22 protein-coding genes are annotated in these 21,203 nt (G+C 58.3%); 8 read left to right on the top strand and 14 right to left on the bottom strand.

Translation table 11 applies throughout. The annotated features are described in order from the left end of the window. Window position 1: 1 nt before the first annotated feature. From chbR to osmE, 5 genes are all read right to left on the bottom strand, one after another. Window positions 2–844 carry a transcriptional regulator ChbR gene (gene chbR / locus ACMGGH_RS14400; RefSeq protein ID WP_028012801.1) on the bottom strand — a complete coding sequence of 281 codons (843 nt, stop codon included), beginning with the start codon at window positions 842–844 and terminating at the stop codon, window positions 2–4. A 5-nt stretch (window positions 845–849) separates the two neighbouring features. After that, a complete protein-coding gene (chbA, locus tag ACMGGH_RS14395) occupies window positions 850–1,197 on the bottom strand; it encodes a PTS N,N'-diacetylchitobiose transporter subunit IIA (protein WP_028012800.1) in 348 nt (115 codons plus the stop codon). A gap of 47 nt (window positions 1,198–1,244) precedes the next feature. Next, a complete protein-coding gene (gene chbC, locus ACMGGH_RS14390) occupies window positions 1,245–2,603 on the bottom strand; it encodes a PTS N,N'-diacetylchitobiose transporter subunit IIC (RefSeq protein ID WP_028012799.1) in 1,359 nt (452 codons plus the stop codon). Between the two features lie 80 nt (window positions 2,604–2,683). Then, complete coding sequence (gene chbB / locus ACMGGH_RS14385; RefSeq protein ID WP_014883474.1) at window positions 2,684–3,001, bottom strand: PTS N,N'-diacetylchitobiose transporter subunit IIB; 318 nt, start codon at window positions 2,999–3,001, stop codon at window positions 2,684–2,686. Window positions 3,002–3,282: 281 nt separating this feature from the next. Beyond that, entirely contained in the window at window positions 3,283–3,627 is a 345-nt protein-coding gene (gene osmE, locus ACMGGH_RS14380) for an osmotically-inducible lipoprotein OsmE (protein ID WP_003857836.1), read from the bottom strand. 232 nt (window positions 3,628–3,859) lie between these two features. Here osmE and nadE point away from each other — a divergent pair, with 232 nt between their 5' ends. Both nadE and cho read left to right on the top strand, forming a co-directional pair. Next, window positions 3,860–4,684, top strand: coding sequence for an ammonia-dependent NAD(+) synthetase (gene nadE / locus ACMGGH_RS14375; protein ID WP_028012798.1), 825 nt, complete (start codon window positions 3,860–3,862; stop codon window positions 4,682–4,684). 121 nt (window positions 4,685–4,805) lie between these two features. Beyond that, a complete protein-coding gene (gene cho, locus ACMGGH_RS14370) occupies window positions 4,806–5,684 on the top strand; it encodes an excinuclease Cho (RefSeq protein WP_088205593.1) in 879 nt (292 codons plus the stop codon). Here cho and ves read toward each other — a convergent pair. From ves to astC, 7 genes are all read right to left on the bottom strand, one after another. Next, a complete protein-coding gene (gene ves, locus ACMGGH_RS14365) occupies window positions 5,662–6,219 on the bottom strand; it encodes an environmental stress-induced protein Ves (RefSeq protein WP_045261590.1) in 558 nt (185 codons plus the stop codon). The genes cho and ves overlap by 23 nt on opposite strands. A 297-nt stretch (window positions 6,220–6,516) precedes the next feature. After that, window positions 6,517–7,011: an ATP-independent periplasmic protein-refolding chaperone Spy gene (gene spy, locus ACMGGH_RS14360; protein ID WP_232948109.1), complete on the bottom strand. Its 495-nt coding sequence runs from the start codon at window positions 7,009–7,011 to the stop codon at window positions 6,517–6,519. A 337-nt stretch (window positions 7,012–7,348) separates the two neighbouring features. After that, the gene (gene astE / locus ACMGGH_RS14355) at window positions 7,349–8,314 is read right to left on the bottom strand and encodes a succinylglutamate desuccinylase (RefSeq protein WP_048959445.1); all 966 of its coding nucleotides are present in this window, start codon (window positions 8,312–8,314) and stop codon (window positions 7,349–7,351) included. A 10-nt stretch (window positions 8,315–8,324) separates the two neighbouring features. Further along, entirely contained in the window at window positions 8,325–9,650 is a 1,326-nt protein-coding gene (gene astB, locus ACMGGH_RS14350) for an N-succinylarginine dihydrolase (RefSeq protein WP_045630133.1), read from the bottom strand. Next, complete coding sequence (astD, locus tag ACMGGH_RS14345) at window positions 9,637–11,124, bottom strand: succinylglutamate-semialdehyde dehydrogenase (protein ID WP_232948108.1); 1,488 nt, start codon at window positions 11,122–11,124, stop codon at window positions 9,637–9,639. The genes astB and astD overlap by 14 nt, the downstream gene beginning before the upstream one ends. Further along, complete coding sequence (astA, locus tag ACMGGH_RS14340) at window positions 11,121–12,155, bottom strand: arginine N-succinyltransferase (RefSeq protein WP_041910463.1); 1,035 nt, start codon at window positions 12,153–12,155, stop codon at window positions 11,121–11,123. Before astA ends, astD begins: the two co-directional genes overlap by 4 nt. Continuing rightward, window positions 12,152–13,372 (bottom strand): aspartate aminotransferase family protein, encoded by a 1,221-nt coding sequence (astC, locus tag ACMGGH_RS14335; protein ID WP_028012790.1) that lies wholly within the window; start codon window positions 13,370–13,372, stop codon window positions 12,152–12,154. The genes astA and astC overlap by 4 nt, the downstream gene beginning before the upstream one ends. A 433-nt stretch (window positions 13,373–13,805) precedes the next feature. On the opposite strand from astC, the gene xthA reads away from it, so the two are divergent. The 6 genes from xthA (at window position 13,806) to ACMGGH_RS14305 (ending at window position 19,981) form a co-directional block, all read left to right on the top strand. Beyond that, window positions 13,806–14,612, top strand: a complete 807-nt coding sequence (gene xthA, locus ACMGGH_RS14330) for an exodeoxyribonuclease III (RefSeq protein WP_032644863.1) — start codon at window positions 13,806–13,808, stop codon at window positions 14,610–14,612. Window positions 14,613–14,618: 6 nt separating this feature from the next. After that, window positions 14,619–15,302, top strand: coding sequence for a TVP38/TMEM64 family protein (locus tag ACMGGH_RS14325; protein WP_232948107.1), 684 nt, complete (start codon window positions 14,619–14,621; stop codon window positions 15,300–15,302). Between the two features lie 15 nt (window positions 15,303–15,317). After that, a complete protein-coding gene (locus ACMGGH_RS14320) occupies window positions 15,318–16,478 on the top strand; it encodes an ABC transporter substrate-binding protein (RefSeq protein WP_406585047.1) in 1,161 nt (386 codons plus the stop codon). Next, window positions 16,451–17,980, top strand: a complete 1,530-nt coding sequence (locus ACMGGH_RS14315; RefSeq protein WP_232948106.1) for a thiamine ABC transporter permease — start codon at window positions 16,451–16,453, stop codon at window positions 17,978–17,980. The genes ACMGGH_RS14320 and ACMGGH_RS14315 overlap by 28 nt, the downstream gene beginning before the upstream one ends. Further along, window positions 17,980–18,600 carry an ATP-binding cassette domain-containing protein gene (locus tag ACMGGH_RS14310; RefSeq protein WP_232948105.1) on the top strand — a complete coding sequence of 207 codons (621 nt, stop codon included), beginning with the start codon at window positions 17,980–17,982 and terminating at the stop codon, window positions 18,598–18,600. Before ACMGGH_RS14315 ends, ACMGGH_RS14310 begins: the two co-directional genes overlap by 1 nt. Before the next feature lie 73 nt (window positions 18,601–18,673). Beyond that, on the top strand, window positions 18,674–19,981 hold the full coding sequence (locus tag ACMGGH_RS14305) for a sulfurtransferase (RefSeq protein WP_232948104.1): 1,308 nt from the start codon (window positions 18,674–18,676) through the stop codon (window positions 19,979–19,981). On the opposite strand, the gene ACMGGH_RS14300 is transcribed toward ACMGGH_RS14305, so the two are convergent. Both ACMGGH_RS14300 and ACMGGH_RS14295 read right to left on the bottom strand, forming a co-directional pair. After that, complete coding sequence (locus tag ACMGGH_RS14300) at window positions 19,978–20,595, bottom strand: CDP-alcohol phosphatidyltransferase family protein (protein ID WP_192985970.1); 618 nt, start codon at window positions 20,593–20,595, stop codon at window positions 19,978–19,980. The two genes, ACMGGH_RS14305 and ACMGGH_RS14300, sit on opposite strands and share 4 nt — an antisense overlap. Further along, window positions 20,588–21,157 carry a carboxymuconolactone decarboxylase family protein gene (locus ACMGGH_RS14295; RefSeq protein WP_028012782.1) on the bottom strand — a complete coding sequence of 190 codons (570 nt, stop codon included), beginning with the start codon at window positions 21,155–21,157 and terminating at the stop codon, window positions 20,588–20,590. Before ACMGGH_RS14295 ends, ACMGGH_RS14300 begins: the two co-directional genes overlap by 8 nt. Window positions 21,158–21,203 lie beyond the last annotated feature (46 nt).

The following is a 21,203-nucleotide window of genomic DNA, read 5'->3' as shown; positions in this document are numbered from 1 at the left end:
GTTAATTAATTACCGTTAAATTCTTCCGGTAGCTGTTCGGTGTGAATGAGGTCAACTTCTTAAAAGTTTTAATAAACAGGCTGGGACTGCTATATCCTGACTCATAGGCAATATCGGTGACAGAATAGTTGGTAATCTCCAACTGTTTTTTGGCAAAATTAATGCGGATTTCATTAATTATTTGCACCGGCGTTTTACGATAATAACGCTGCGTCGCGCGGGTCAGATATTCCTGGGATTTCCCCGAGAGGGATACCATATTTTCCAGCGCATTTTCGCTGAACTGGCCTTTATCGTGCATCAGTTCCACGGTGCTGCGCAGCCACTGTGGAACATCATCCGTCACCTGCTGCTCTTCACGGTGATGCCGCAACCGGTTCATCACGTAGAAGGTCACCGTTTCAATAAATTCATCAAACTCATTGTCGCGGAAGTTAAGCGAGGCGATGACCGTTTCAATCCAGGTCATGAACTCGTTTTTCACACGATATACCTGGGACGCCACAAAGCAGAACGGCACCAGCGGCAGATAGTGCTTCTCAAAGAAGCGTCTGCTGACGCCCACGTTCAGAATGCGGGTCGCGCCAAATTCGTAAAAGCTCTGGTGATAGGAACCCATCGGCAGGAAGACAAAATCCCCTCGCTCCAGCAGGACGCGCTTACCGTTGATCTCCTGGTAGTAGCGGCCGGTCAGAACAATCGTGAACTCATAGTAGTCATGCTGGTGCAGACCGCTGGCGCTCTCCGTCTTGTTGTAGATAACCACGTGAAAATTTTTGCCATTAAACAGTTGCTGTTCAAATGCGGTTTTGATTTCCATCGTGCTGACCTCCTGCTGCTCAATCCGACCTAGTGCATTTTCTCGTGAAGCTCAATCAACTCCGCCACCAGCTCACGCGCCAGCATGGACGTCATCAGGTGATCCTGAGCGTGTACCAGCACCAGGCTGACCTTCATCTTCCCTTCGCCCTGGTCGCTTTCAATCAGCTTTGTCTGCACCAGGTGCGCTTCGTTCAGCGCCGTGCGGGATTGCTCCATCATGGTTTTCGCGGCGGCGAAATCGCCCTGCTTGGCCTGCTTCAGTGCGGCATACGCCAGGCTGCGCGCCTGCCCGGAGTTGATAATGAGGCCCATCACCACTTCTTCGAGATCGTTCTCTGCGGCTTCGTCTGCGACGATACTATCCAAATCTAACATGTTTTAGCTCCTTGTGGCTGGCGCGGGCTTCCCCGCGCCGGTCAATATTAGAATTTCAGTGAGAGGGCAATTTCCTCTTCGCTCTCTTCTTCATCAATGATGGTGGCAGCTTTGTTCGCAATCGCCACGAACGGCATGTACAGCAGGGTGGCAATCCCGAGGTTGAATATCGCCAGCAGGAAGGCCGCGACGCTACCGTTGGTGTTAAAGAAGGCGCCCAGACCTGCCGGCATGGTCCACGGAGCAATGTTGGTGATCGGTGGAATAATACCCATGTAGTAAGCCGTCAGGGTGATCGCTGCCAGCAGCGGCTGCACCAGGATGAACGGGATAAACATTACCGGGTTCATGATGATTGGCAGACCGAACAGAATCGGCTCGTTAATCTGGAAGATGCCTGATGGCAGGGCCAGTTTCGCCACCTGACGATAGTCAGCGCGACGAGAGACAATAAAGACCGCGATGATCAGACCCAGGGTCGCCCCGGTACCACCCAGGAAGATATAGGAGTCAAGCATCGGCTTCGCCCACACATGGAAGGTTTTACCTGCCGCCAGCGCCGCGTCAACGGAGCCGTACTGCTGGTAAAGCGCAACGTTTTCCAGTGCCCATGGGGTCATAATTCCGCTGTCCAGCGCGGCCAGTGCCAGTGAACCATGCACGCCGAAGAACCACAGCAGAGAGGTGAAAATCACATACGCCCAACCGACCACGCCACCCATCGACGCCAGCGGCGTAGAGATAGAGTCCATGATGATCTGGTGGAAGTTCGTGCCCCAGTGAGAGAGCGCCCAGGCGATAATCCCCATGATGGAGAGGATAATGAAGCCTGGGATCAACGCGGAAAATGAACGAGAAACGGAGGCCGGCACACTATCCGGCAGGCGGATAACCCAGTTGCGACGGATAATAAAGGTGAACATTTCTGCCACCACCAGGCCGATAACAATACCGGAGATAATGTTGGCTCCGCCCAGCCAGTTTGCGCCAACGGCGTAGGCTTCACCCACGCTGTAAGGCGTGACGGTCATAAACGCGGCAACGGATAATAATCCGGCGGCCAGCGGATCCACTTTCCGCTCTTCAGCCAGCGCCATCCCAATAAAGAAAGGCGCCATCAGCGACATAATACCCAACGTACCGTTATATACGTTGCCGCCGATGGCTTTAAAACCATTAAGGGTTTCAATAGTGGAAGCGTCTAACCGAATTCCTAATGAATAAAAGAAGGAACCTTCACCAAAGCTCAGAAAAACGTTGTTAATTAAAACGAACATGGCCCCGGCCAGCGTCAACGGCATTAATTTAATAAAACCGTTTTTGATGGCATTAACGTGAGGCTGCTTTCCTATTTTAACAGCAAAAGGAAGGAGTACCTTTTCAAGTGAAGCGATGACTTTACTCATAGGAAAATACCCTTAAATGCCGTAACGCATGTTACGGCGTAATTGTGTGTGAAATAACTCTTTGACGGGAAAAATAAAAATTAATTAGCAGCTTTTTTAATGGCTGCCACAGCAGCTTTAAGTACACCTAAACCATCGATCTTGCCGTACAGCCCCGAGTCGATCACCTCGACCGGTTTATTCGGTAGCAGTCGTTGAATTTCGGGCAACATATAGGCAATTTGCGGCCCCAGTAACACCACATCGGCTTTCTGGCCTTTTTCGCCCGCCAGCGTTTCCGGAAACGCTTCAATCACCACAGGAACTTCATACTTTTCAGCCTGCGCGCGCATCTTTGACACCAGAAGCGAGGTTGACATGCCCGCTGAGCAGAACAGGTAGATATGTTTCTTTTCCATCATAATTTCCCTCTTGTATGACTACCTGCCGTCGCGCTATCACTCGACTCGCTGTCCCGGCAGACAGGTAGCTTGCGTACTGTTGTTTATCGTTGAAGTGAGTATACGCAATGGTACAGAGGGGAGATAATTCTGGATAGGCCTAAATTGTCTCTCATTGACCTGGCTTGTTGACTACCTTCACATTTCAGGCAAATAATTCGCGCAAAGAAATAAGATTAACGTATGAATAAAAAAACCGGCCCAGAGGCCGGTTTGTTAACATCTTCAGGCAAGCAGGGTTACTGCGCCTTAGGTGCCTGCGGATCGGTGTCGTATTCAGCACAGGTCTGATAGCCGGAGTTAATCACATGTCCGGTATCATCCAGCGCGACGAAGTAGGTTTCTGCCTTACCATCACGTTGACCCAGGATATAAGTCTGACACGTACCGCGCGCGTGAATCATGGTCACTTCAGAAGAAGGCTTGCCGGCGATCGCAGCCACCTGCGAACGTGTCATCCCTTTTTTAACGTCTTTAACCACGGGCTGGGTAAACTGATCCTTGGTGCGATCGTAAGCCGTACACCCTGCCAGCATCGTCAGTACCGCCGCTGCGCTAAGAATTCCTGCTACGTTCTTGTTCATATTCCGTCCTCTTGTTTATCAGCGTGTTATCTAAGCATGGGATAAAAAGTACTATTGTTCAACTTTGTGATTTACGCCAGACGAATTTCGGAAAATTCTAATAAAACAACGATAAGCTGCTAAATCGCCGCAAATTAACGCACTCGAAACTGTGATCCTTGTCGTTTTCCGCCCAAAGGGTTAGTTTTAACAGTTAACACATTCTGTTTATGTTCTGCATACGGAGGGCATGATGGCTCTGCAACAAGAGATTATTCAGGCGCTGGGCGCTAAGCCTGCGATAGATGCACAGGAAGAGATCCGCCGCAGCGTGGATTTTTTAAAGTCGTACTTAAAAAAGAACGCTTTCCTGAAATCCCTGGTGCTGGGCATCAGCGGCGGGCAGGACTCTACCCTGACGGGTAAACTCTGCCAGATGGCGATTTCAGAGCTTCGTGAAGAGACGGGCGACGAAGCGCTGCAGTTTATCGCCGTGCGTCTGCCTTACGGGGTTCAGGCGGACGAACAGGATTGCCAGGACGCCATCGCGTTCATCCAGCCCGATCGCGTGCTTACCGTCAATATCAAAGCCTCAGTGCTGGCAAGCGAGCAGGCGCTGCGCGAAGCGGGCATTGAATTGAGTGATTTTGTGCGCGGCAACGAGAAAGCGCGCGAGCGCATGAAAGCGCAGTACAGCATCGCCGGGATGACCAAAGGCGTTGTGGTAGGCACCGACCATGCGGCAGAAGCGATCACCGGTTTCTTCACCAAATACGGCGATGGCGGCACCGACATCAACCCGATTTTCCGTCTCAACAAGCGTCAGGGCAAGCAGCTGCTCGCCGCGCTGGGCTGCCCTGAGCACCTGTACAAGAAAGCGCCAACAGCGGATCTGGAAGACGATCGCCCTTCCCTGCCGGATGAAGCGGCCCTTGGCGTCACCTATGACAACATTGATGATTATCTGGAAGGCAAAACGCTGGATGAAGGTACCGCGAAAATTATCGAGGGCTGGTACCTGAAAACCGAGCACAAGCGCCACACGCCAATTACGGTGTTTGACGATTTCTGGAAATAAACGCAAAACGTTAATCTTTGCTCCCTCTCCCCTTTAGGGAGAGGGCATCACGCCACCCGGCTCTTTTTTAACCACAGCACACCTGCTACACTGTATACCTGAACAGTATATGGAGCAGTATGTGAGCAGGCGTCAATCAGCCCCGCGTCTTGAGTTTGAAGCGGCGGCTATCTATGAATATCCCGAACATCTTCGCCCCTGGCTTGAGGCGCTGCCCAAACAGCCGGGTGTGTACATCTTTCACGGTGAAAGCGAGACCCTGCCGCTCTACATCGGCAAAAGCGTTAACATTCGCAGCCGGGTGTTATCCCACCTGCGCACCCCGGACGAGGCCGCCATGCTGCGCCAGTCGCGACGCATTACCTGGTTCCAGACGGCGGGAGAAATGGGCGCGCTGTTGCTGGAAGCCCGGCTGATAAAAGAGCAGCAGCCGCTCTTCAATAAGCGCCTGCGGCGCAACCGCCAGCTCTGCTCCCTGCAGATCGCCGACGGCAAGCCGCAGGTCGTCTACGCCCGCGAGGTCGATTTCTCCCACGCCCCGAATCTCTTCGGGCTGTTCGCAAACAAGCGTGCCGCCCTGCAGTCTCTGCAGGCGCTCGCGGACGAGCTGCAGCTTTGCTATAGCCTTTTAGGGCTAGAGGGCACCACGCGGGGCCGCGCCTGTTTCCGCTCCGCTCTGAAGCGCTGCGCGGGCGCCTGCTGCGGAAAAGAGAGCGTTGAGGCGCATCACGCCCGGCTCCTCGCGGGACTGGCCGGGATCAGCGTCAACTGCTGGCCGTGGGACGGCGCCGTTGCGCTAAAAGAAGTGGGTGAAACCATGACGCAGTATCACATCGTCAATAACTGGCTCTGGCTGGGGGCTGTCGATGATTTAAGCGACGCGGCAACCCTGCTGCGCACCCCCGCGGGATTCGACCACGACGGCTACAAAATCCTCTGCAAGCCCGTATTAGCGGGCAAGTTCGAGATCATCGCACTCAGTGACCCGGCAGCCAATTAATTTCACTGAACAGCAGGGTGCCCTGAGACTCCAGCAGACGCAGAGTATGGGTCCCCTCCTGCCAGCTGGCGCCCTGATCGGCCGTCAGCAATTTATCACCCAGCTGCCACGCACCGCTTAATACAAACACCACGCCCCCGCGCGAGCCAAAGGTGGTAAAAGTACGATCGGCAACCCGCACCTTCGCCTGACAGCAATCGCGCCGGGTCATGATGTTGAAATCCATCGCCATCCTGCCATCGGAAAGCAGCGCCTTCACCGGCAAATCGCCAGCAAAACTGTAAGGCTGATGCTGTTTAAGGGTATGGCAGAACGCCTGACCGGCATCCAGCGTCACCTCCCCGCCTTCCAGCAGGGTAATGACCCGGTCGACACCGGGAAACGAGGAGAATTCGCCGTTGCTGGCGATGGTCGCGATACTGGCACGCCAGAAAAAATCGCGCGTCGCGGGAGGGATACAGCAAATTTCTCGCGTTTCGCCGGCACCATTGCGCCAGAGGCTGACCGGCATCTTACGAATATCAAAGAACTCCATCACCACTCCTGAATGGCACAACCCGTGCCAGGGCAAGGATATCGCTACCCCTGCAGTCTTGTTTGTTATCGTTAGGTATTCACAGACACAGTATCGGCAGCAGAGCGGGCAGGCCTTAGCGGAACGTTAATAAAAATGCTAACGCCATGACTCTACAGACATTCTCTGAAGCGACTACAGGAGAATACCGCGCTGGCGGCGGCAGGCAAGAGGGCAGAATAGAAAAACCGCCGGTCCTGTCCACAGCGATTTCGCTTTTGTGGACAGGATCCCGGCGGTCTTAAGAGAGTGAACCGATTATTCGGTTGGTGCTGGCATTTTACCTTCCATCGCCGGACGTTCTGTCAGACGCTTCTCAAAATTGGCATTAAACTGTTTTTTCTGTTCCGGGGTCAGAATGTTGTAGATCTTGTTCTGGGTTTCCATGTGGGCCAGCATGCGGGCTTTGTGCTGCTCGGCCATTTTGTCGATCTGCGCTTCGGCTTTCGCCTTATCGAAGCTGTCGCTGGCAATAATGTCATGCATTGCGCGGCGCTCTTCCAGCGGAGGACGCTTCATCTGGTCACGCTGGCTTTTCATGATGTCGCAGATCTGCTGCTTCTGCGCGTCCGTCAGGTTCAAATCTTTGAACATCATCATCTCGTGGTGCATACCCGGCTTGCCTTTATGATGCATCATCATTTTGCCTTCAGCTGGCGCGGCGGTGGTGGTTGCGGTATCTGCGGCGAACGCCATGCTGGTAGCGCCCAGAGCCAGGGTAGAAGCAACAAACAGTGCAGTAAACTTACGCATAATTTATTTCCTTTCTTTCAGTTATTCTTCGGCGCTATGCCGTGTTGACGAGATTAACTTTACGGGGTTTATCGTCAATTAATCAGAGCAACGGTAAAACAATGAAAGTGTAAAAAACATTTTTTCGCCAAATGTGGAGGAAATAAGGATAAAGCGTGGAGAGTTGCAACAAGAAATATTCAATACGATGATTTTAAAGCTATTTAGCAGAAGTATAACGAAGTGACGGTGAATAATAAAGCAATTCGCCAGGAATATTCCGTAAAAGAAATCAGAGCGCTTTAATCGCTAAGAAAACATATTTACTTCCCCTCCCGGATGGTGAGAGGGGAAAGGTTCAGGTGAGTTTTTCCAGCATCAGACCGGCCCGCAGGCCAAACGCTACGGAGGGGTTGGGGAATAGCACATATTCGGTGGTTTTCTGCACCTCGTAACGCTCTTCGCCATCTTCCGCCAGCAGAGCCCCTTTGCGAAACGGCGTGAAGTTCAGGGTGTGCGCGGCCATGTGAAGCTGGAAAGCCTCGCTGCGGCGGGTGATCTGCTGTACGACCCGGTACCGCTCAACGGGCTGATGTGCGTGCTCGGTAGCCGTCCCACCGAGCAGCGCCCGAAGCGCGAGCTCCGTTGGCGCAAAGCGCGTGAGATCGTTCTGTCCGAACGGTAGCGCTTTTCCCAGCTCCAGCGTACAGGACAGCGCGCCAAACCGTTCGCAAGTGAAGTGAGTAAAGGTCCCGCCCGGCGACTGATGAAACACCAGCGCCTCCAGCCCGGCATCCCCCAGCCAGCTCAGAAACGCTTCATCCCACGGCTGATTGCGCTGCGGCAGAACGCCGAATCTGACATGGTAAGAGGCGCGGATCGCCGTATGCAGATCCAGATGCCAGCGCGCCGGTCCCGCCGCGGCAAAAAACGTCGTCACGACGTTCTCCAGCCACTGCGCGCGCGCCGTTTCGTCACTCTGCGGAAACTGCGACCAGCGCCCGCCGAACATGCGGTTAATGTCGCTAACCAGATACCGTTTGTTTTGCGCCAGCGCAGGCGGATTGCCAAGCACCACCAGCACGCGGCACGCAAGGGATATCTCGCCGCGATACAGCGCGCGCAGCAGCCCATTGACGATCTCAACGGGTGCAGTTTCATTCCCGTGGATCCCCGTGGAAAGCAGCAGCGATAACACGCTGCTGGCCTTCGGCGTCAGCTCAAGCACCCCGCGCCCCAGCCACCGCCATCGGAATGAGGGGCCTTCCCCCTCACTCTGGTCCGGCGTTTCATCGGCCAGGGTCAGCGCCAGTAAATTTTCCATATCCACTCCTTTAGCGCTGGAACGGGTAAACCGAGCCCAGCTGCAGGATTGACGATAATGCGTCCAGCGCCTCGCGCCCTTCGCGCAGCAGCTGCGGGTCAACCAGATCGGCCTGCGTTAACCGGTCGCGATAGTAGCGGTCCACCCAGTCGTTCAGGGTGTTAAAGAGCGTCTCATTCATCATGACTGCCGGGTTAACGGCCTGTATTTCATTTGGCGTTAACACGACCCGCAGGCGCAGACAGGCGGGACCACCGCCGTTAGCCATGCTTTCGCGCAGGTCAAACACGCGCAGCTCGTCAATCGGGTTATCGGCCTTCACCAGTTCGGTGAGGTAGCGCCACACGCCCCGATGATCCCGGGACTCCTGCGGCAGCACCAGCATCATGCTGCCGTCATCGCGGCTCAGCAGCTGGCTGTTGAACAGATAGGTTTCGACCGCGTCCTGCACGCTGACCGCCTGCGTTGGCACCTGGATCGGCATAAAGCCCGGCACGCGTTCGCGCAGCGTGGCGAGCAGCTTATCCTGATGGGCAAAGGCCTGCTCATGGCAGAACAGCACCTGGCGGTTGGACACGGCAATCACGTCGTTATGGAACACGCCCTGGTCGATCACGTGCGGGTTCTGCTGGGCAAAAATCACCTGGGAAGGATTGACCTGGTTCAGGCGCGCAACCGCCTGGCTGGCCGCGAGCGTCTGACGCGCTGGATAACGGGTTGGCGCGGCGTGGCCGCCCTCTTCCCGCCCGTAGATAAACAGCTGCACGGCGGGATCGCCGTAATCGCCACCCAGCCGGTTATGGTTGGCCGCGCCTTCGTCGCCAAACATCGCCACCTGGGGCAGGGCCTGATGGATCTCAAAATGGGCGTCATGCTTGAAAATAGCGCGCAGCACGCGCTCGGTGGTGTCCGCTTCAGTGGCGCGATGAAACTTATTATTCAGGTTCGCCACCGTCAGGTGGACTTTACCATCCAGCGTATCGGCTGACGGCGCGACGGTGGCCGCGTTGGCCACCCACATTGAGGAGGCAGAGCTTGCCGCAGAGAGCAAATGCGGCGTCTGCGTACCCGCTTTTTCGACGACCTGCTCGTCCGTACCGCTAAATCCTAGCTGGCGCAGCACCGCCACGTTAGGGCGTTCCTGCGGCGGGATCACCGCCTGCGGGAAGCCGGCATCCGCCAGCGCCTTCATTTTTAGCAGCCCCTGCTTCGCCGCCAGCTTCGGGTTGGAGACCTGAAAGCGGTGCTTCGTCGAGGCTTCATTACCAAAGGAGAGACCGGCATAGTGGTGCGTCAGCCCCACCAGCCCGTCAAAGTTGACTTCACGCGCTTTCATGGCCTTCTCCCTTCGTAAAATCGAGCCCCGGGTTAAGCGTCTCCGGCAGCGTCAGCGCCGGGGTTTCCAGACTCGCCATCGGCCACGCGCAGTAATCGGCGGCATACCAGGCGCTGGCGCGATGGTTGCCCGAGGCGCCCACGCCGCCGAACGGCGCGGTGCTCGCCGCCCCGGTCAGCGGTTTATTCCAGTTCACGATCCCGGCACGCGCTTCCAGCAGCAGTTGTTCAAACTTCTCGCGATGCGGCGATATCAGCCCGCTCGACAGGCCGTAGCGGGTGTTATTCGCCATCGCAATGGCCGCATCAAAATCGTCGTAACGCCAGACACACAGCAGCGGGCCAAACACCTCTTCATCCGGCACGCTGCTCGCACCGCTCATCTCAACGATGCCCGGCGTCAGCAGCGAGGTACCCGGCTGAACCTGCTTCGGCTCCAGCAGGGTTTTCGCCCCACGCGCTACGTGGTCCTGCCAGGCGTTGAGCACGTTCAGCGCGGCCTGTTCGGAGATCAGCCCGCCGATAAACGGCTGCGGGTCGGCATCCCACGTGGCTGGCACCAGCCGCGCGCTCACCTCTACCAGACGCTTCAGGAAGGCATCCCCCTGCGCGCCGCGCTTGACCAGCAGGCGGCGGGCGCAGGTGCAGCGCTGTCCGGCGGTAATAAAGGCGGACTGGATCGTCAGGTGCACCGCGGCATCGATATCGTCAGGATCTTCGACAATCAGCGGGTTGTTGCCGCCCATCTCCAGCGCCAGAATTTTCTCCGGCTGCCCCGCTAGCTGGCGGTGCAGCTGATAGCCCGTTCCGGCGCTGCCGGTAAACAGCAGGCCATCGATATCGCTCAGCGCGCTCAGCGCCAGGCCGGTTTCCCGTCCGCCCTGCACGAGGTTCAGCACGCCCGGCGGCAGCCCGGCCTGCTCCCACAGCTTCACCACCGCCTCGCCGGTTAACGGCGTAAGCTCGCTCGGTTTGAAGATGACGGTATTGCCCGCCAGCAGCGCGGGCACAATGTGACCATTCGGCAGATGCCCTGGGAAGTTATACGGGCCAAACACCGCCAGCACGCCGTGCGGACGGTGGCGCAGCGTGGCCGCGCCGTCCGGCATCTCGGTATGCTGCTCGCCGGTGCGGGTGTGGTATGCCTTAATCGAAATAGCGATTTTATTGATCATCGCTGTCACTTCGGTCGCCGCTTCCCAGCGCGGTTTGCTGGTTTCGGACGCGATGATGCGCGTCAGCTCGGCCTTGTTGGCCTCCAGCAGTCCGGCAAATTTTTCAATAAGCGCCTGGCGCTCGGCGAATGGCCGTTTTGCCCACGCGGGAAACGCGTGTCGTGCGGAACGGCAGGCCTGCTCGACCTGCGCGACGCTGGCGTCGTTTCCCTTCCACAGCACCTCTTTTCCAACTGGATTGGTTTTTACGCGCTGTTCGCCTTCGCCCGTTACCCAGTCACCGTTAATCCATAATGTCATGCTGTTTTCTCCTCAGGGCAGAGACGCACCAGGCGAACCGTATCGCCGGCGTTACATTTCAGGGCATCCAGCTCTGCAGCCGTCAGCACCAGACGTTCACATTTCGGGTTGGTCCGCACCAGCATGGCGCGGAAGTTGGCGTAATTTTCGTTCGCCACCAGGCATGCCGGCCAGTCACCCGGCGCGGGCTGGCCTTCGGATACCTCAACCAGGCGGCTTTTGCGGATGGCGCGCACGCGGTCGATATCGCACTCAAGCGTTGGCCCGCCGTCAAAGATGTCGACATAGTTACGGTAGCGGAAGCCCTCTTTCTCCAGCACCGCGCGGGCAGGCGCGGTTTGCGGATGCACTTCGCCAATTACCGCCTGCGCTTCCGGCGTTAAGAAATGGGTATAGATAGGATGTTTAGGCATCAGCTCCGCGATAAACGCCTTCTGGCCGGTGCCGCAGAGATAGTCCGCCCGGCTGAACTCCATCGAGAAGAAACGCTCGCCCAGGCTCTCCCAGAAGGGCGAGTAGCCTTTGTCGTCGATCACGCCGCGCATCTCTGCCACCACTTTTTCGTTAAAGCGATCGCGGAAAGCGGCCATAAACATAAAGCGCGATTTGGAGAGCAGATAGCCGTTGCCCTCTTTGCGCCATGCCGGGTCGAGGAACAGCGTACAGAGCTCGCTGGCGCCCGTGTGGTCATTGCAAAGAAACAGCGTGGGCAGCGCGTTATAGACGTTCAGCTCTTTCGAGGCGTGAACCATGGTGCCGACGCGGTAGTTGTACCACGGGTCGTTAAGCCCGACGGCCACTTCGATGGCGCAGATCCCGGCCACGCTCCCCGTTTCGGTGTCTTCCAGCACGAACACGTAACCCTGTTCGCTTTTTGGCAACGTCCCCTGCCAGGTTTGCAGGGCGCGCTCAATGCGCGCCGACAGCGTTTTTTCATCGGCAGGAAGCGAGGTCAGCCCGCCTCCCGTCTTACCGGCAAGCTGCATGAGCCCGGCAATATCGCCGCGCTCAACGGGACGGATGACCATCATGATGACACCCCGGATTTCACCTTCTCACACGCCAGCGCAAAACGGTCCAGACCGGTTTGTACCTCTTCCTCGCTGACAATCAGCGCAGGCGCAAAACGCACCACGTTGGCACCGGCAATCAGCACCATCACGCCCGCTTTTGCCGCTTCCTGTGAAATAAGCTTCGCTTTTCCGGCAAACTCAGCCGTGAGCTCGCAGCCGATCAACAGCCCCAGGCCGCGAATTTCTTTAAACAGGCCAAGCTTGCCGTTAATGGCGTTCAGGCGCTCAACGAACCACTCGTGACGCTGCTTAACGCCCTTCAGCACCTCAGGGGTGTTAATGATGTCGAGAACCTGTCCGGCGACGGCGGTCGCCAGCGGGTTGCCGCCGTAGGTGGTGCCGTGGGTGCCCACGGTCATCACGCTGGCGAATTTATCGGTGGTCAGCGTCGCGCCAATCGGGAAGCCGCCGCCCAGCGCTTTGGCGGTAGAGAGAACGTCCGGCGTCACGCCGTAGTGCATATAGGCATACAGCTCGCCGGTGCGGCCCACGCCGGTCTGCACTTCGTCGAAAATCAGGACCGCGTCATGACGATCGCACAGCTCGCGCAGCCCCTGCAGGAATGCCTTTTGCGCCGGAAGCACGCCGCCCTCGCCCTGCATCGGTTCGACAATCACCGCGCAGGTGGTGTCGTTAATCAGCTCGCTGGCGGACTGAAGATCGTTATAAATGCCGTGGCGAATATCCGGCGGCAGCGGAGCGAAATCCTGCGAATAAGAAGGCTGGCCGCCCGCGCTCACGGTAAAGAGCGTGCGCCCGTGGAAAGCATTTTTAAACGCCACAATCCCGCTCTTGTGCGTCCCAAACTTGTCGTGGGCATATTTGCGCGCCAGCTTCAGCGCCGCTTCGTTGGCCTCCGCGCCGGAGTTACAGAAAAAGACTTTTTCAGCGAAGGTCGCGTCAATCAGCTTTTTCGCCAGGCGCAGTGCGGGCTCGTTGGTAAAGCCGTTGCCGGTATGCCAGAACTTCGCCGCCTGGTCATTCAGCGCCTGACGCAGCGCCGGGTGGGCATGACCCAGCGCATTCACCGCAATCCCCCCGGCAAAGTCGATATACTCTTTACCCTGCTGATCCCACAGGCGTGAGCCTTCCCCGCGAACCGGAATAAAAGCCGCCGGAGCGTAAACCGGCATCATCCATTCATCGAAATTTTCACGCGTAATTGACAGAGACATAGCGACCTCATCCGGTAAATAAAAAGTTATTTGAATGTTAAATAATTGAGTGTTTGCACTGTGAATGTAGATTGCAGCCTTCGTGCCAGCCAGCGATAAAAATGCATAAACGGGGTGAGGTAACAGAATATCAATAGGTTACAATATGGAGTTATTCACTGTTAGTGCATAAAAAGTGAATATTTTTACGACAAGCGGCGCTTTGCCGCATGAAAATCAGAAAGAGTATGCACAGGCCAAATATAATTCTGGAATTGTGATCGCTCGCGAAATTTATCGGCCCTTTACGCCCTGTTTGAGGGCGAAGCGCGTCAGAATGGTGCAAATATTGCACCACCGGCAATATCTGTCGCAGTTATTGGTCGAACCCGGTAACAGTTGACGCAAATTCTGCTACCATCCATGCACTATTCACCTTGCACTGGCAGCGACTATGAAATTTGTCTCTTTTAATATCAACGGCCTGCGCGCCCGCCCTCATCAGCTAGAAGCCATTGTTGAGCAACATCAGCCAGATGTGATCGGCCTGCAGGAGACCAAGGTTCACGACGACATGTTCCCCCTCGAAGAGGTGGCGAAACTCGGCTACAACGTCTTTTACCACGGTCAGAAAGGTCACTATGGCGTCGCGCTGCTCACCAAAGACACGCCGGTTTCCGTGCGCCGCGGCTTCCCCGGCGACGGTGAAGAAGCCCAGCGCCGCATCATCATGGCGGAAGTGCCCTCCGCGCTCGGGAATATTACGGTCATTAACGGCTATTTCCCGCAGGGTGAGAGCCGCGATCACGAGACAAAATTCCCGGCCAAAGCGAAGTTTTATCAGGATCTGCAGAACTACCTGACGACCGAACTGAAAAAAGAGAATCCGGTGCTAATTATGGGCGACATGAACATCAGCCCGACGGATCTGGATATCGGCATCGGCGAAGAGAACCGCAAGCGCTGGCTGCGCACCGGCAAATGCTCCTTCCTGCCGGAAGAGCGTGAGTGGATGGAGCGCCTGCTGGGCTGGGGCCTGGTGGATACCTTCCGCAATGCCAACCCGGAAACGCAGGATCGCTTCTCGTGGTTTGACTACCGCTCGAAGGGCTTTGACGACAACCGCGGCCTGCGTATCGATCTGCTGCTGGCGAGTACGCCGCTGGCGGAGCGCTGCATCGAAACCGGGATCGACTACGACATCCGCAGCATGGAAAAACCGTCGGACCACGCGCCGGTATGGGCTAAATTCAAGCTGTAATCGCGCGTGAACATACGAAAAACACTCTTCCTGTGCGCCCTTCTGGGCGCATTTCTTATGACATTTGTCATTCTGCCGCCTGACACGCTTTCTCTGGCAGGAATTAAAACCCACCAACAGACGCTACTCTCCCATGTCGACCACGCGCCGCTGCGTAGCGCGCTGATCTTCTTTGCGCTTTACGTGGCGGTTTCCGCTCTCTCGATACCCGGCGCGGCGGTTCTGACCCTGCTGGGCGGGGCGTTATTTACGCTGTGGGAAGGCACCGTGCTGGTTTCGTTTGCCTCCACGCTCGGGGCCACGCTGGCGATGCTCGCCAGCCGTTACCTGCTGCGCGACTGGGTGCAGCGGCGGTTTGCCCGACAGATGGCAACGGTAAATGCGGGCATGGCGCGCGACGGCGCGGGCTATCTTTTTGCCCTGCGCCTGATGCCGCTGTTCCCGTTTTTCCTGGTGAATTTACTGATGGGGCTGACCCGCATCACGGTCCGGCACTACTGGTGGGTCAGCCAGCTCGCCATGCTGCCCGCGACGGTTATCTTTCTGAACGCCGGGCGGGAGCTGGGAAAAGTGGCATCGCTGCGCGATATTTTGTCGCCGGGCGTGGTATTCGCCTTTACACTACTGGGGTTATTACCGCTGGTTACGCGCCGGCTGTTTTCCCGCTATCTCCCTGCTGATAAAAAGTGAGGCATTATGCGCCGTGTGCGTTTTTGCACGTTTCTGACCGGTCTGCTGCTGGCAGCCCCCCTCTATGCCGCCGACGGCTGGCAAGCTATTCAACAGCAGGCCAAAGGCCAGACCGTCTGGTTTAACGCCTGGGGCGGCGATCCGGCGGTTAACCGCTACCTTGAGTGGGTCAGCGGTGAGATGCAAACGCACTATGCCATCACCCTAAAAATCGTCCCGCTGGCGGATGCCGCCGATGCGGTCAAACGTATTCAGACGGAAGCCGCCGCAGGGCGTAAGACCAACGGCTCGGTCGACCTCCTGTGGGTGAACGGCGAGAACTTCCGCACGCTAAAAGAGGCGAACCTGCTACAAACCGGGTGGGCGCAGAGTCTGCCCAACTGGCGCTATGTCGATACCCGTAAACCCGTTACGGAAGATTTTGCGATTCCAACCGACGGGGCGGAATCGCCGTGGGGCGGCGCGCAGCTGACTTTTATCGCCCGCAAAGCCAGCATGCCAATGCCGCCGGAGGATCCGCAGGCGCTGCTGGCGTTCGCGCAGCAGCACCCGGGCAAGGTGAGCTATCCTCGCCCACCCGATTTTACCGGCACGGCCTTTCTTGAGCAGTTGCTGCTGACGCTTACGGCGCATCCCGAGGCGTTACAAAAAGCGCCTGATGATACGTTTGCCCAGGTTACGGCGCCGCTCTGGGCCTACCTCGATAAACTGCACCCGCTGCTGTGGCGTGAAGGAAAAGACTTCCCTCCCTCACCCGCCCGGATGGATGCCCTGCTCGCCAGCGGAAGTCTGAACCTGTCGCTGACCTTTAACCCGGCGCATGCGCAGCAAAAAGTGGCGAGCGGCGAACTGCCTGCCGACAGCTACAGCTTTGGTTTTCAGGACGGGATGCTCGGCAACGTGCATTTTGTAGCTATTCCGGCTAATGCCAGCGCGAGCGCGGGGGCGAAAGTGGTCGCCAATTTCCTGCTGTCGCCGCAGGCGCAGATCCGCAAGGCCGACCCGGCCATTTGGGGGGATCCGAGCGTGCTGGATGCGAAAACGCTGCCCGAAGGTGAAGCGAAACAGCTGCAGGCCCACACGCCTCAGGGGCTGCCGAAGGTGCTCCCGGAGCCGCAGTCCGCGTGGGTGAACGCGCTGGAGCAGGAATGGCTGCGTCGTTACGGCACCCGTTAGGCTGGCTTGTCTGGCTGGCGATGACGGTGATTTATCTGCCGATCCTGCCCGCTGGCACCGTGCTGTTCGCGCCGGCCTTTTCCGTGACGAACTGGCAGCGGCTGCTAAACGATCCTCAGTTGCCGCAGGCAGCCGTTGCCACGCTGGTCTCAACGCTTATCGCTACGCTGGGGGCCTTGTTTATCGCCCTTTCCCTCGCGGCTCTTTTCTGGCCCGGCACCCGCTGGCGGCGCCTCAGCACGCGCCTGCCGTGGCTGCTGGCGATCCCCCACGTGGCCTTCGCCACCAGCGCGCTACTGCTGTTTGCCGAGGGCGGACTGTTTTATCAGGTTTGTACCGTCTGTTCGCCGCCGTTTGACCGCTACGGCGTAGGGCTGGGCCTGACGCTCGCGGTCAAAGAGAGCGCATTCGTGCTGTGGGCCATTTACGCCGTGCTGCCGGAAAAAGGGCTCGCGCAGCAGAAGATCGTCCTGCAAACCTTTGGCTACGGGCGTTTTCAGACGCTCAGCTGGCTGATCCTTCCGGCGATCGCGCCCGTCCTCGGGGCGGTGATGCTGGCGGTGCTGGCGTGGTCGCTGTCGGTTGTGGACGTAGCGATCGTTCTCGGGCCCGGCAACCCGCCCACGCTGGCCGTGCTGGCCTGGCAGTGGCTGAGCCAGGGCGACGCGCAGCAGCAGGTGAAAGGAACGCTGCTGTGCCTGGTGCTCCTTCTTTTGCTGGCCGCGCTTGCCGCGCTGGGGTACGGCCTGTGGAAGGTCTGGCGTCGCGCGATTCCGGACCTGAGCGGGACGCGCCGCAGGTTGCATCTCGTCCTGCCTGAACGCGCATTCAGCGGCTTTTTGCCCGCATGCGGCCTCCTTTGCGCCGCCGTGCTGTTGATGCTGGCGCAGCGGGACGACGTAGGTCCCGTGGGAACCAGCCTCTCCTTCGGTCTGCTTTCGAGCCTTATCGCCCTGATCGTCATTTTTCTCTGGCTGGAATGGGGGCCGCAGCGCGGCGCGGCATGGGTGTGGCTACCGCTCGCCCTTCCGGCACTGCCGCTCGTCACCGGGCAATACGCGATTGCTTTGCATCTGGGTCTCGACGGAGGCTTTATCGCCGTCCTCTGGAGCCATCTGCTGTGGGTGCTACCGTGGATGCTGCTGGTGCTGCAGCCCGCCTGGCGGCGGATCGATCCCCGGCTTATCCTTACCGCCAGAACGCTCGGCTGGCGGCGGGCAAAAATTTTCTGCCTGCTGAAATGTCCCCTGCTGGTGCGTCCTGCGCTGCTGGCCTTTGCCACCGGCTTTTCCGTCAGCATGGCCCAATATATGCCGACCCTGTGGCTGGGCGCGGGACGTTTCGCCACGCTGACCACCGAGACCGTCGCGCTCAGCAGCGGAGGCAGCATCCCGGTTCTCGCTAACCGAGCCCTGGGATTACTGCTGGTCACGGGCGTCGTATTCGGTCTTGCTGCGCTGTTATCCCGGCTCGCGGGCCGCTACCGTCAAGGATTACGCTAATGCTCAAGGTCAACGATCTCACCATCGAACCGCTTTTCCGCAAGGTCAATTTTTGCGTAGCCCGTGGGGAGATTGTCACCCTGATGGGGCCATCCGGCAGCGGCAAATCGACCCTCTTTGCCTGGATGGTCGGCGCGCTGTCAGAGGATTTTCAGGCGCGGGGCGAACTGTGGATCGGCGAACGCCGCTGCGACGGTTTGCCCGTCGAATCCCGCGGTCTGGGGATTCTTTTTCAGGACGCGCTGCTGTTCGACCCTTTCAGCGTTGGGCAAAATTTGCTGCTGGCCTTGCCTGAGCGGATCGCGGGACGCGCACGGCGGGAAGCGGTCAAGCAGGCGCTGGATTCCGCCGGGCTTGGCGGTCATTACGACAGCGATCCGGCCACCCTTTCCGGCGGAGAGCGCGCCCGGGTGAGCCTGCTGCGCGCCCTGCTCGCAGAGCCGCAGGCGCTGCTGCTGGACGAACCGTTCAGCCGCCTTGATAAAGCGTTACGCACGACGTTCCGGGCATGGGTATTTGACGCCGTCCGCGCGCGCAATATTCCGGTGGTGCTGGTCACCCATGACGAGGACGATATACCGCCCGGCGGCGAGGTGATGGAGATTTCTCGCTGGCAATAATGTGCTAACGCAATGTTTTCCGTTTCGGGAGAGACGACAATGCCCCCCTCTTTTACTGACGTCAGGTTATTCGATGAAACGTGTTTCTCAACTGACCGCGCTGGCCCTGATCTGCGGCCTCGCCTCTTTTTCCTCTCAGGCTGCTGATATGGCCAACGCGATGACGCTGTCTCAGCTTCAGGCGCAGCACGGCGCAGCAATCGACACCCGCCCCAGCGCCTTCTATAACGGCTGGCCGCAGACCCTCAGCGGTCCTTCCGGGCACGAACCCGCAGCGCTCAACCTGGCAGCCGCCTGGCTTAGCGCTATGAGCGACGAGCAGATTGCACTTTGGGCAAAACAGCATCAGCTTACCCCTGCGACGTCCATCGCGCTGTATGGCGACGAGAACGATAACCAGGCGGTGAAAGCCCGTCTGGAGAAAGCTGGTTACCGCCACGTTTTGCTGCTCAGCGATGCTCTGCGGACGCCCGACCGCCTTCAGCGCCTGCCCCACTTTGAACAGCTGGTCTACCCGCAGTGGATCCACCGGCTTCAGCAGGGCAAACCGGTGACCGCCGCGCCGGCGGGCGAATGGAAAGTCATAGAAGCGGCCTGGGGCGCACCGAAGTTTTACCTGCTTAACCACATTCCCGGCGCGGGCTACATTGATACCAACGAGGTGGAAAGCGAGCCGCTGTGGAACAAAGTCTCCGACGACAGGCTGAAAGCAATGCTGGCAAAGCACGGGATCCGTCACGATACCACCGTCATTCTGTACGGGCGCGACGTTTACGCCGCCGCGCGCGTGGCGCAGATCATGCTCTACGCGGGCGTGAAGGATGTGCGCCTTCTCGATGGCGGCTGGAAGGTGTGGTCAGATGCCGGTCTGCCGGTTGAGCGCGGTACGCCCGGCAAAGTGGCTCCTGCCCCTGATTTTGGCGCGCCGATCCCCGGCCAGCCTCAGCTGATGGTGGATATGGAACAGGCGCGCGGCATGCTGCACCGTCAGGATGCCTCCCTGGTCAGCATTCGTTCATGGCCGGAGTTTATCGGCGAAACCAGCGGCTACAGCTACATCAAGCCAAAAGGTGAAATTGCCGGTGCCCGCTGGGGTCACGCGGGCAGCGATGCCACCCACATGGAGGATTTCCATAACCCGGATGGCACCATGCGCAGCGCTGACGACATCGCCGCCCAGTGGAAGCGCTGGAATATCCTGCCGGAACAGCAGGTCGCGTTTTACTGCGGCACCGGCTGGCGGGCGTCCGAAGCCTTTATGTACGCCCGGGCGATGGGCTGGAACAATATCGCCGTCTATGACGGCGGCTGGTACGAATGGAGCAGCCACCCGCAGAACCCGGTCACCGCCGGAGAGCGCGGACCAGAGAGTGCTCTCTAACGGGTGAGCGACTTCAGCGTCACGTAGCCGCTCCAGATGCGCGTTGTGGTGGTCAGCCAGCACAACGCGCCGAATATCCACGCGAACAGCGTAAACTGTGCCGGAAACAGGCAGCACAGCACGAACAGCGCGATGGTCTCCGTCCCTTCCGTTAACCCGCCGATATAGTAAAACGACTTATGCGCATAGCCGGGGTTCTCGATCTCGTGCTTCGCCGCCAGCGCGGCAAAGGCGAGAAAACTGCTGCCGGTGCCGATAAACGCAAACAACAGCCAGGCCGCCGCCAGCGCATTCTCTGCAGGTGCAGCCAGCGCAAAACCAAACGGCACCAGCGCATAGAACAGAAAATCGAGGGCGATATCGAGAAACCCTCCCGCATCCGTCAGTCCTCTCCGACGCGCCAGCGCGCCGTCCAGACCATCAAGCAGGCGGTTCAGGACGATGGCGGCCAGCGCCGCCGGATACCAGCCGAGGGCCAGAAACGGCAGCGCCAGCAGGCCGATGGCAAACCCGGCAAGCGTTAATCCGTCGGGCGTAACGCCCGGCTTATCCAGCACGGATACCAGACGGTCCAGAGCGGGCTTTACGCGCGGGTGCAGGTGACGGTCAAGCATCAGGCTTCCCTTTAAACGTGGCGCACAGCCCCTGTGCCGGTATATCCAGCGCGGCATTAAACCGGGCCGAGAGATTCTGAAAGGCAATGAGCGCCGTCATTTCAGTGATGGCATCATCCGTAAAGTGGCGTTTCATCGCCGTTTTGATTGCTTCATCCACCCGGGGCGGCGTGGCGGTCACCGCCTCCGCATAGGCCAGCGCCGCGCGTTCCTGTTCACTGAACACGTCAGAATCAGCCCAGCCGCTTACGGCCTGGACTTTATCCAGCGCGCCGCAGCGCTCGGCCAGGCGCAGGCTGTTGGCGTCAATACAGAACGCACAGTGGCACAGCTGCGATATGCGCGTCATGAGCAGCGAGCGCAGCACTGGCGTCAGGCGCGCTTTTCTGCGCTCCAGAAACCCCACAAACAAAGCGACCAGCCAGAACAGACGCGGCATGCGTCCCCACCAGCGCGTGGGGTTCAGCACGGCGCCGAAGTGTTTTTGCTGCATGGCGGCAATGGGTTTTACGCTCGCCGGAAGGGTTGGGATGGGCTCTACCCAGGTGGACGTCTCTTTCACCTGATTCTCCTGATGGCTGGACTCTTTGAAAGGGCACGATAATATG

It is taken from the genome of Enterobacter sp. BNK-16 (assembly GCF_048684955.1).
Lineage (GTDB): Bacteria > Pseudomonadota > Gammaproteobacteria > Enterobacterales > Enterobacteriaceae > Enterobacter > Enterobacter bugandensis.
Note: the sequence above shows the minus strand (reverse complement) of the source record. Positions and strands in the feature narration are given on the sequence as shown.

Bases quoted from the DNA above. Each gene is read 5' to 3' on its own strand.
- chbC (WP_028012799.1), bottom strand. From the start codon at position 2,603: ATGAGTAAAGTCATCGCTTCACTTGAAAAGGTACTCCTTCCTTTTGCT.
- astB (WP_045630133.1), bottom strand. From the start codon at position 9,650: ATGAAAGCGCGTGAAGTCAACTTTGACGGGCTGGTGGGGCTGACGCAC.
- nadE (WP_028012798.1), top strand. From the start codon at position 3,860: ATGGCTCTGCAACAAGAGATTATTCAGGCGCTGGGCGCTAAGCCTGCG.
- spy (WP_232948109.1), bottom strand. From the start codon at position 7,011: ATGCGTAAGTTTACTGCACTGTTTGTTGCTTCTACCCTGGCTCTGGGC.
- ACMGGH_RS14310 (WP_232948105.1), top strand. From the start codon at position 17,980: ATGCTCAAGGTCAACGATCTCACCATCGAACCGCTTTTCCGCAAGGTC.
- astE (WP_048959445.1), bottom strand. From the start codon at position 8,314: ATGGAAAATTTACTGGCGCTGACCCTGGCCGATGAAACGCCGGACCAG.
- ACMGGH_RS14315 (WP_232948106.1), top strand. From the start codon at position 16,451: ATGGCTGCGTCGTTACGGCACCCGTTAGGCTGGCTTGTCTGGCTGGCG.
- ACMGGH_RS14300 (WP_192985970.1), bottom strand. From the start codon at position 20,595: ATGCTTGACCGTCACCTGCACCCGCGCGTAAAGCCCGCTCTGGACCGT.
- astC (WP_028012790.1), bottom strand. From the start codon at position 13,372: ATGTCTCTGTCAATTACGCGTGAAAATTTCGATGAATGGATGATGCCG.
- osmE (WP_003857836.1), bottom strand. From the start codon at position 3,627: ATGAACAAGAACGTAGCAGGAATTCTTAGCGCAGCGGCGGTACTGACG.
- chbB (WP_014883474.1), bottom strand. From the start codon at position 3,001: ATGGAAAAGAAACATATCTACCTGTTCTGCTCAGCGGGCATGTCAACC.
- chbA (WP_028012800.1), bottom strand. From the start codon at position 1,197: ATGTTAGATTTGGATAGTATCGTCGCAGACGAAGCCGCAGAGAACGAT.
- astA (WP_041910463.1), bottom strand. From the start codon at position 12,155: ATGATGGTCATCCGTCCCGTTGAGCGCGGCGATATTGCCGGGCTCATG.
- ves (WP_045261590.1), bottom strand. From the start codon at position 6,219: ATGGAGTTCTTTGATATTCGTAAGATGCCGGTCAGCCTCTGGCGCAAT.
- ACMGGH_RS14305 (WP_232948104.1), top strand. From the start codon at position 18,674: ATGAAACGTGTTTCTCAACTGACCGCGCTGGCCCTGATCTGCGGCCTC.
- astD (WP_232948108.1), bottom strand. From the start codon at position 11,124: ATGACATTATGGATTAACGGTGACTGGGTAACGGGCGAAGGCGAACAG.
- xthA (WP_032644863.1), top strand. From the start codon at position 13,806: ATGAAATTTGTCTCTTTTAATATCAACGGCCTGCGCGCCCGCCCTCAT.